The organism is Streptosporangium sp. NPDC005286 (assembly GCF_040607515.1).
GTDB lineage: Bacteria > Actinomycetota > Actinomycetes > Streptosporangiales > Streptosporangiaceae > Streptosporangium.
Genome location: NZ_JBEXGU010000268.1, coordinates 1 through 8,280 on the forward strand (window position 1 = coordinate 1; position 8,280 = coordinate 8,280).

Consider the following 8,280-nt stretch of genomic DNA (forward strand, 5'->3'; position numbering starts at 1 on the left):
CTCGGCCACGCGACGGCCGAGGTCTCCGGCAGTGAATCCGATCTGGTGTAGGGCTTCGTCGGCGCGGGACTCGATGTCCCAGTCATCGCCGATCGTGTCGAAGTGGCGTTCGTCGACGTCGCCGGACTCGATGGCCCTCATCGCGGCGATGATCCCATCGATCCCAAGGAGCTCGGCGATCGTCGCCTCTTGCCGGAGCGTGAGCGTCTGAGGCAGGTAGCCGACCTCGCCGATGGTGTCGATCTGGCCGACGGTCGGCTGCAGGATGCCTGCGATCAGCCGCAGCAGCGTCGACTTCCCGGCACCGTTGCGCCCGATCAAGCCGGTGCGGCCGGCGCTGAAGGTGCCGTTGACGCCCGAGAGTGCAACGGTGCCGTCTGGCCATTCGAAGGTCAGATCGCGGAATGTGATGGCGGACTTCGTGGACATGGGTGGTGTTCCTCTTCTTTCTTCCCGTCAGCTGCGGAGGGGCGTGACGGGGATCAGTTCGGTGTTGACGGGAGCGGCGATCGTGGGGTCCGCCGCGAGGTATTTGGCGTGGAGCTGACCACAAGCGGCATCAATGCCGGTGCCGAACTGCCGTCGCCTCGTCGCGTGCACGCCGCGCACGGTTAGCCCGTGCACGAACTCGTCTATTCGGATGGAGGACGGGGCTCGGTAGTCCGGTGACGCTCCTGCCGCCTCGTTGTAGCGGATGACGCTGACGTGGAACGGCTCGGGCCGAGACCGCGCACGGACCAGTTCGGCGAGATGGTCGTCGCTGTCGTTGACGCCGGCGATGAGCAGATAGGCGAGGTAGACCTTTCGGCGGCTCCTGGCGGCGTGCCGGTCGAGGATGTCGAGGCTCTGCGCGAGCGGGAAGCGTTCCTCGAGCGGGATGATGCGGGCACGCTCCTGCGCGAACGGTGAGTGCACGGACAGGGTGATTGTCACCTGTGGGTGCTCGTCGACCAGGCGGGTGAGGTTCGGCGCGAACCCCACGGTGGACACGGTCACCCGTCGTGCGGACATCCCCGCGTAGCCCGCGTCAGTCAGCAGGGTGAGCGCGTCGAACACGTGAGGGTTGGCGAGCGCCTCTCCCATCCCCATGAACGCGACACTCGCGGGTCGGGGCAGCCCTTCGCGGGTCCAGTGCGGGTGCATCACCTGGGCGACGATCTCGTCGGCAGTGAGGTTGCGGACCAGGCCCACCGCGCCGGTGGCGCAGAAGGTGCAGCCCAGGCCGCACCCAGCCTGCGACGAGATGCACATGGAGTCCCATCCGGCTCGATAGTGAGACACGACGGTCTCGATGCGGGCGCCGCTTTCGGACGCGAATAGCACCTTCTCAACCTGTTCGTCTCGTTGGACTTCCAGCGGGGTCAGGGGGTGCAGCCGTGGACCGAATCGTTCCGCGAGATCGGCACGCAGGCCGGCCGGCAGCGCATGAACGTCGGCGAAGGTCTCGGCCGTCGAGCTCTGCCACGCCGCGATGAGCTGACCAAAGCGGAACGCAGGCGCACCAGTCTGTGCGAGACGGTCGCGAATGCGCATCCAGCGGCTTCTCGTGGTCAGGACAGTGCTCACGTGTCACCGTTCGTCGGAGGCAAGACCTCACGACCCCGGTAGACGCCGCAGTGCCGGCATGCGCGGTGCGGCGGGGTGGGCTTGCCGCAGGCGGGATTCGTGCAGGTGGTGAGCGCCGGGGCGCTCGTCTTCCAGTGAGCGCGACGGTGACGGGTGCGGGAACGCGACGTGCGGTGCTGCATGGCCATGGCCTTTCGTGGGTGGTTTCGAATGCCAACGGAACTGGCGGGACAACCGACCACGGGCCGTGAGTCACTGCGGCGAGAGATTCGATCAGGGCTGCCGGGGCACCATCTGCGTGCGGCGCTATGCCGCTGCCCGAGTGCTGGGCGATGGATGAATGGGCACGGGGAGGATCGAAGTCGCGCGCGTTCGCAGGCGCAAACCGGGGACCGAGGTCGGTGCGGTGCGAACGTGCCGGCAAGTTTCACGCAGAGGTGTCAACGCCTCGGACGGGCGGACTCACACTGCTGCGCGAGGAGAACGGTCATTCACCAGCGTGGGCATCGCCCACACGGGTGCAAGCCACCGGCAGTTCGGTGGCTAGATTCTGTCGACCTCAATCTCCATGGCACCCATCGTAACAAAGACCTCCTATGAGTTCGAATCCGAATGGGACCGGGCCCGGTACCGCGGCCCGTTTCTGCCGTATTCCGGAACCAGCGCGTATCGCATCAGATGCGAATTGGCGACACCTGCAGTCCCAGGACTCGCGCTCGCCGTTTTAGCTGCTGCGTGCGGGTGCCTGACCCTCTTTACTCCATCGACCTGAGCGTCGCCTGGGACATGTGTGGCGTCAGGGATCCATGCGCTGAGCTGGGACGCTAGACAGGCGTTCGCGTTGGATGCGAATATCTCGCATCCAACGCGAACGACGGAGAGTGACGGTGGCGAGCCCAGACAACCGCCTCCCAGGTGCTGCCCGGCTCCAGTTGGCCGAAGGCGTGGCGTTGCTGCACCCGCAGGAGCAGGTGTTCGAGGCGATGGTGGACGGCTGGCGCAATCAGCAGCTGGCCAGGAACCGGGGCACGACGAGCATCCGAACGAAAAGTCCCGTTAGCAGAGCAGCGTTGAGCGGCTTGCCGTGACTTTCCGTTCAAATGCGTCTCGCCGAAGGGTTTTCGCAGGTCATGACAGATGCAGTGGGGTGGCCTGAACGGCTGTGACACGGGCGGCGTACACGCGGTGCGCCTTGCGCTCAGTCGGGCCGGCCTCGGCAAGGGCGGCGCTCTGCTCCAGCGCGGCGCGATGGAGTGCGAGCGGGGCCGTGATGCGGACCGAGTAGCCGTGGCCGCGGCGGATGGTCTGCCCGGAGGCGAGGGCCTGGCGGACGGTTTCATCACCAGTGGTACGCAGGTGATCGGCGAGCAGTCCCGGCAGATCGAGGGTCGCGTCCGGGTCCGATGCGGGCACGCGATGCTGCTCACCGGTGTTGGTCGGCGGCGCGTCGAGCTGGTCGGGCAGGTTGCGGGCGCCGGCGGCGTCCAGGACGCGGCGGATGGTCTTGGGGGCGACTTGGTGCTTCCGGGCCAGGGCCTTGATGGCGGCGCCCTGCCGGTACTCCTCGACGATGGTGGTGGCCTTGTCGTGGTCGATGGCGGCGGGGCGGCCGAGGGTCTTGCCGGTGGCCTTGGCGGCGGCGACGCCTTCGCGGGTGTTCTCGCTGATCATGTCGCGCTGAAACTCCAGCACGGCTGCCAGGACGGAGACCATCATTTTGGTGCCGGGGTCGTCGCTGGCCAGGTCGATCCCGGACAACAGTCCGGATTCGACGCGCAGGTGGAGGCCGCGGCGGATGAGCACTGGGCGCAGGGCGAGGATGTCGGCGACGGAGCGGAACAGGCGGGCGGGGTCGGCGATGCGGATGGTGTCGCCGATGGCGGCCTCGTGCAGCAGTGTGGTGAAGCCCGCGCGGTCGAGGGAGAGTTGCCGGCTGGAGGTGGCGGGGTCTTCGTAGACGGGGGCGCCTGCGGCCAGCAGGGCGGTGAGGGCGTGCCGCTGGCGGGCGTCGGTCTGCTTGTCGGTGGAGTGCCGCAGATAGACCAGGTCAGCCACGCCCGGCATCCGCGGAGTGGTTGCTGGTGAAGGTGATCTCCGTGCCGTTGTAGTTGGCCTGCTTGACCAGGGCCATCGTGTTCCCTTCCCGAAGGCGGCCTTGTGGTAGCCGGTGGGTGTCTGCGACCACTATAAAGGGGGGCGAAAAGGGGAGGCGGAAGCCTGTATCGGATTCCATTGGATTGACCGGCCGTTTCCGCAGGTGGCGGACGGCGACTTGATTGGATCCCCCTATGGGGGCGCAATCGACCAATTACGCCCCACGGGTATCCGGTTACCGATTCGGCACGCGCAGGAGGTGCGGAGGAGAAGGGGGACCTGTCGGGCCTGGGCTTCCGCGATGCGGCGGACACCGACGCGTCGTAGAAAACGGCTCGATCGGTAAGTGGGGGGCAGACCAAGTAAGCCGGAAAGGGCTAATAGGGCTGGTCAGCGCCCTGGTTGGTGACGGGCTCCCAACTTTCGGCCGAGGACGTCAGGTCCCAGAAGCGATCGGCCCGCACTGCTGTATGGCTTGCCGTAGGTAACGGCTGGGTGGCCTTGACCGGCCCCGGCCTGACAGAGGACGTCGATGAGTCGGCGCTGACGGCGAACGCCCTGTGGGAGGCGGTCACCGGCAAGCCGGGCACCCAGGACTGGCACGACAGCGTCAACCTCGCCCACACCGCGATCGGCCGGTCGGTGGGTAGCGGGAAGGCAGCTTCCCAGAACCTGTCGCCGGGACCTAGGTGATATTGCCTCTGACCTGGGAAAACGCCAGGGCGCGATAAGGGAAGTTATCGTGCGTTACGGCCCTCTGACCTGGGGAAACGTCCCGCTGACTTCCGATAAGTGAGGTTAACGGAAGTCAGATGCCTATCTGTCCGTTTCTGCGGTGCTGTGACCTGCGGGAACACCGCCTCGCCCCCGGCCCGAGTGTGGCCGACGCTTGCCGCCGGTCAAGTCCGCTCCCTCGCCGGGGCTCAGTCGGCGGACCGGACAGTCGGCCTCGCACCGGCCGGACAGGCCGTCCGGGGGCGAGCCGGAGGCCGGGTGAGGAATGCCGGCGGGTTCCCTCGCGCGGACCCTCACCGGCGCTGAACCCGCCGCGTTCCGCGGAGCAAGTTAGTAGATAAACCGGAGTTACCGATCCGAGGGCGGATCGGGCCCTGCGTTGTCGGCGTCGGCGGGGAGGTACAGACCGTAGGCCCGCCGCCCCAAGGACGATGGGGGTTTTCGAGAGTCTCGCGAGGGGTCCTACGCGCGTGCGCGCGCGAGCGTCGACCGCCTCGTCTGCCTACCCTCGCGCTTGGGCGGCCTGAACCAGCTCGGGCCAGTGCTGATCCCACCAGTGCGGCGGCATCGGCGGGGGGCTGCTCCAGGAGCGGTAGAAGATGCGGGGCAGCTCCTCGGAGTAGTCGCTGTCTGCCCAGTGGGCGCTGTGGGGCTGCCAGGCGATGGCGCGCAGCGCCTCGTGCAGGTCCCCCACATCCCCCAGGCCGTCGGCCGGATCGTCGCCGCCGCTCCAGGTGATCAGCGTGTGGACCATCTGCGGGTAGATCAGCGGGTGGGTCACGTGGTGGTCGGCCGCGCACCGCGCCCACGCCTGCTCCCCGACCGTCCAGGGCAGGCGCTGCAGGTGCAGGCGCCAGGTGCGCGCGGCGCCGCACTGTGGGCATCGGAGGCGATGGCCGCGCCAGGTGATCGCGTCGACGTCGACGGTGTACAGCAGGTGCTCAGGGGCCAGCGTCCCGGGGTCCATGAGGCCATCCAACCCGACGGCTCCCCCGGCGGCCAGCGGGATCGGCCCGGCCCAGGGGAGTTTCGGGAGTTTCGGGAGGCATCTACGCGCGGGCGCGCGAGACCTGCGCGAGGGTTCGAGGTCCTCACCGTAGGCGCCGCAGCCGATCGGCCTCTGGGGAGGATCGGGCCGGATTTTGGCGGTAGGGCTGAAGCGGTGATGATCTACCGGGTCAGCGGGTCGGCCACAACCTCACCTTGTTGTCGAAGCTGGCGGTGGCGGTGGCGAGGGTTTCGCCGTCGGGGCTGAAGGCCACCGACCGGACATAGTCGGTGAGGTCGATGAGGGTGGCGATGATTTCGCGGCCGGTCACGTCCCACAGTTCCACCGTCCCCTGGCTGCTGCTGATGGCGAGGAGTTCGCCGTCCGGGCTGAAGGCCACCGAGCTGTTGCCGGTGAGGGTGGTGACGGTTTCGCGGCCGGCCACGTCCCACAACCGCACCGTGTTGTCGTTGTCGCCGGTGGCGAGGAGTTTGCCGTCCGGGCTGAAGGCCACCGACCAGACCTTGTCGGTGTGGCCGGTGAGGGTGGCGACGGTTTCGCGGCCGGCCACGTCCCACAACCGCACTGTCCCGTCGCTGCTGGCGGTGGCGAGGAGTTCGTCGTCCGGGCTGAAGGCCACCGAGGTGACAGCGCGGGTGTGGCCGGTGAGGGCGGTGATGATTTCGCGGCTGGCCACGTCCCATAGCCGCACCGTCCTGTCGAAGGTGCCGGTGGCGAGGGTTTTGCCGTCCGGGCTGAAGGCCACCGACCAGACACGCTCGGTGTAGTTGTCGGGGTCGATGAGGGTAGCGATGATTTCGCGGCCGGCCATGTCCCACAACCGCACCGTGCCGTCGAAGCCGCCGGTGGCGAGGAGTTCGCCGTCCGGGCTGAAGGCGATCGACTCGGTATAGCCGTCGTTATCGGTGAGGGTGGTGATGATTTCGCGGCCGGCCACGTCCCACAATTCCACTATCCCCTCGCTGCCGGCGGCGGCGAGGGTTTCGCCGTCCGGGCTGAAGGCCACCAAGCAGACATCACTGATGTGGCCGGTGAGGGTGGCACTCGGGGGGAGGCTGGGAGGACGGGTGAGGGCGACCGTGGTCGGTACGCCGACCGCTGCCAGGGCGCCGAGCCCGCCCAGGAGCAGGGTGCGGCGAGATAGTGATCGGCGCTGCCGCGGAGGAGTCGTAGTCACCCCTGTAGGTGTAGAAGATCACGCTTGAAATCGACTTGAAGGCGTCTGCGTCACCTTCTGCCCGCCCGGGCCGAGCAGCCCGCCGGCGGCGAACGGCTGCGGAGCGCGGCCGCGTCGGGCGAGCCCGGCATTACTGCCGGGACTCCGATGGGCCTTCGGGGGGATCGGACCGGATTTTGGCGGTAGGGCTGAAGCGGTGATGATCTGCTGGGTCAGCGGGTCGGCCACAACTTCACGCTATTGTCGCCGCTGCCGGTGGCGAGGGTTTCACCGTCGGGGCTGAAGGCCACCGAGTAGACGTCGCCGGTGTGGCGGGTGAGGGTGGCGATGGTTTTGCGGCCGGCCACGTCCCACAACCGCACCGTGTGGTCGTGGCTGCCGGTGGCGAGGAGTTTGCCATCCGGGCTGAAGGCCACCGACTCGACCCAGCCGGTGTGGCCGGTGAGGGTGGCAACGGTTTTGCGGCCGGTCACGTCCCACAACCGCACCGTGTTGTCGTCGACGCCGCCGGTGGCGAGGAGTTTGCCGTCCGGACTGAAGGCCGCCGAGGAGGCCCCGTTGATGTGGTTGGTGAAGGTGGCAATGGTGGTGCGGTCGGCCACGTCCCACAACCGCACCGTGTTGTCGTTGCTGCCGGTGGCGAGGAGTTTGCCATCCGGGCTGAAGGCCACCGAGTCGACACCGTCGATGTGGCCGGTGAGGGTGGCGATGGTTTTGCGGTCGGCCACGTCCCACAACCGCACCGGGTTGTCGTGGCTGCCGGTGGCGAGGAGTTTGCCGTCCGGACTGAAGGCCACCGAGGAGACCCTGTCGGTGTGGTCGAGGGTGGCGATGGTTTTACGGTCGGCCACATCCCACAACCGCACCGTGTTGTCGTTGCTGCCGGTGGCGAGGAGTTTGCCATCCGGGCTGAAGGCCACCGAGTCGACACTGTCGGTGTGGTCGGTGAGGGTGGCGGCGATTTTGCGGCCGGCCACGTCCCACAACCGCACCGGGTTGTCGTAGCCGCTGGTGGCGAGGGTCGTGCCGTCCGGGCTGAAGGCCACCGACCAGACGCCGTCGGTGTGGCCGGTGAGGGTGGCGCTCAGTGGGAGGCTGGGAGGGCGGGTGAGGGCGATCGTGGTCGGTACGCCGATGGCGGCCAGGGCGCCGAGCCCGCCCAGGAGCAGGGTGCGGCGAGATGGTGAGCGGCGCTGTTGCGGCGGGGTCGTGGTCACCCCCCTAGCTGTAGGAGATCACGGTTGGGATTGGCTTGCAGGTGCCTGCATCCCCTTCTGCCGACCGGCCCGCGGCCCGCTGCATGACCATGCAGCGGGCCTGCATATTCACCCCGGAAATCGGGTTAAATCGGGCACTCCATCAGCCGCCCGACGGGGGACGTCGAGTGTTCGGATGTTTGTGCAGGTCAGGGCGTCGGGCGCCGATTTCGATACCGGACAGAATCAAGATTCTGTCCGGCCTGCGGCCCGCCGTGGCCTGTTTCCGCCGTATTCCGGGACCGCCGCATATTGCATCAGATGCGAATTGGCGACACCTCGCGCCCGACGGCTCGAACTCGACGAAGGAACTGCTGTGCGCGCCGTTTCGGCCGACTGCACTCTACCCATCTGAACACGGCTTGAGGTAGGTGAGGTGGTAGGGATTCGTGCGCTGACCTGGGGCGCTAGACAGCTGTTCGCGTTGGATGCGAATATTTCGC

Annotated in this window: 9 protein-coding genes; 1 reads left to right on the forward strand and 8 read right to left on the reverse strand. The window is 67.7% G+C overall.

Annotated elements, in window-relative coordinates; all coding sequences use genetic code 11:
* The 5 genes from ABZU75_RS43850 to ABZU75_RS43870 all read right to left on the reverse strand — a co-directional run.
* Nucleotides 1–429 (reverse strand): ATP-binding cassette domain-containing protein (locus ABZU75_RS43850; protein WP_355568589.1); only part of this gene is annotated, 429 nt, incomplete at its 3' end.
* Nucleotides 430–456: 27 nt separating this feature from the next.
* Nucleotides 457–1,533, reverse strand: a complete 1,077-nt coding sequence (locus tag ABZU75_RS43855; protein WP_355568592.1) for a radical SAM protein — start codon at nt 1,531–1,533, stop codon at nt 457–459.
* Nucleotides 1,534–1,562: 29 nt separating this feature from the next.
* Complete coding sequence (gene rpmF, locus ABZU75_RS43860) at nt 1,563–1,754, reverse strand: 50S ribosomal protein L32 (protein ID WP_355568595.1); 192 nt, start codon at nt 1,752–1,754, stop codon at nt 1,563–1,565.
* A gap of 940 nt (nt 1,755–2,694) precedes the next feature.
* The gene (locus ABZU75_RS43865) at nt 2,695–3,621 is read right to left on the reverse strand and encodes a recombinase family protein (RefSeq protein ID WP_355568598.1); all 927 of its coding nucleotides are present in this window, start codon (nt 3,619–3,621) and stop codon (nt 2,695–2,697) included.
* Complete coding sequence (locus tag ABZU75_RS43870) at nt 3,614–3,751, reverse strand: hypothetical protein (RefSeq protein WP_355568601.1); 138 nt, start codon at nt 3,749–3,751, stop codon at nt 3,614–3,616. Before ABZU75_RS43870 ends, ABZU75_RS43865 begins: the two co-directional genes overlap by 8 nt.
* Before the next feature lie 404 nt (nt 3,752–4,155).
* On the opposite strand from ABZU75_RS43870, the gene ABZU75_RS43875 reads away from it, so the two are divergent.
* Nucleotides 4,156–4,353: a hypothetical protein gene (locus tag ABZU75_RS43875; RefSeq protein WP_355568604.1), complete on the forward strand. Its 198-nt coding sequence runs from the start codon at nt 4,156–4,158 to the stop codon at nt 4,351–4,353.
* Between the two features lie 544 nt (nt 4,354–4,897).
* On the opposite strand, the gene ABZU75_RS43880 is transcribed toward ABZU75_RS43875, so the two are convergent.
* From ABZU75_RS43880 to ABZU75_RS43890, 3 genes are all read right to left on the reverse strand, one after another.
* Nucleotides 4,898–5,362 carry a hypothetical protein gene (locus ABZU75_RS43880; protein ID WP_355568607.1) on the reverse strand — a complete coding sequence of 155 codons (465 nt, stop codon included), beginning with the start codon at nt 5,360–5,362 and terminating at the stop codon, nt 4,898–4,900.
* A gap of 211 nt (nt 5,363–5,573) precedes the next feature.
* A complete protein-coding gene (locus ABZU75_RS43885) occupies nt 5,574–6,581 on the reverse strand; it encodes a WD40 repeat domain-containing protein (RefSeq protein ID WP_355568609.1) in 1,008 nt (335 codons plus the stop codon).
* A 212-nt stretch (nt 6,582–6,793) separates the two neighbouring features.
* Nucleotides 6,794–7,798, reverse strand: a complete 1,005-nt coding sequence (locus ABZU75_RS43890) for a WD40 repeat domain-containing protein (protein ID WP_355568612.1) — start codon at nt 7,796–7,798, stop codon at nt 6,794–6,796.
* Nucleotides 7,799–8,280 lie beyond the last annotated feature (482 nt).

Excerpts from the sequence above, each read along its gene's own strand:
- ABZU75_RS43855 (WP_355568592.1), bottom strand. The coding sequence starts at position 1,533 with ATGCGCATTCGCGACCGTCTCGCACAGACTGGTGCGCCTGCGTTCCGC.
- rpmF (WP_355568595.1), bottom strand. The coding sequence starts at position 1,754 with ATGGCCATGCAGCACCGCACGTCGCGTTCCCGCACCCGTCACCGTCGC.
- ABZU75_RS43880 (WP_355568607.1), bottom strand. The coding sequence starts at position 5,362 with ATGGACCCCGGGACGCTGGCCCCTGAGCACCTGCTGTACACCGTCGAC.